The sequence below is a fragment of the Arthrobacter sp. SRS-W-1-2016 genome, assembly GCF_002009585.1.
In the GTDB taxonomy this organism is placed as follows: domain Bacteria; phylum Actinomycetota; class Actinomycetes; order Actinomycetales; family Micrococcaceae; genus Arthrobacter; species Arthrobacter bambusae_A.
In genome coordinates this window covers 1-776 of sequence record NZ_MTPV01000027.1, presented here as the reverse complement: position 1 = coordinate 776, position 776 = coordinate 1, and the positions used below count along the sequence as shown (strand labels likewise).

Genomic DNA, 776 nt, shown 5'->3' with positions numbered 1-776 from the left:
GAACGCAACGAGCTGGTGCTGCAGCACTTACCGCTCGTTGGCTATTTGGTGTCGGAGCTCTGCGCGAGAGCTTCTCATTTGTCACGCGACGATTTCGCGTCGGTGGGGTCCGTGGCGTTGATTACGTCTGCCGATTCCTTCGATCCGGACCTCGGAGTCCCTTTCGGGGCGTTTGCGCGCCGCCGGATCGTCGGGGCGTTCGCGGACGAGATGCGGGCCAGCGATTGGGCCACCCGCTCGGCGCGCAAACGCATCAAGGAAACCATGTCGGTCCAGGAAACGCTCTCCGGGGTCCTTGGCCGCACCCCGTCGGTGGCCGAGACCGCTTCGGCGCTGGGCGTTGAACGCAGCGTGGTGGAAGCGGCCCTGGCCGATGCCGCGCGGACGCTGTCGCCGCTGGATGACGTGGTGGTGGACACGGTCGCGGCGGAGACGATCTCCCCGGAGCATTCGGTCCTGGCCGATGAGCGCCTGAAGTACCTTCGGGCCGCCGTCGAGGCCTTGCCGGAGAAGATGCGGTACGTCGTTGAGGAGATCTACTTCGCGGGGCGGACCGTGAAGGAACTCGCCGAGGAACTCGGCTCCACGCACGCCGCGGTGTCCCAGCAGCGCGCCGAGGGCATCCGGCTCATGCGCGACGGGCTGTCCGCGCATTACGCGGACGATCCCGGGCAATCCTTCGTGCCCCAATCGCGCATCACCGCCCGACGCCGGCACGACTACCTCTCGACCCTCGCCACCGCCACCCTGGGCGGCATCACCCGCAGCTTCAGCGC

Annotated in this window: 1 protein-coding gene; it reads left to right on the top strand. The window is 67.8% G+C overall.

Annotation, left to right across the window (positions count from 1 at the left end; translation table 11 throughout):
• Positions 1-776 (top strand): sigma-70 family RNA polymerase sigma factor (locus BMF89_RS06705; protein WP_139359578.1); only part of this gene is annotated, 776 nt, incomplete at both ends.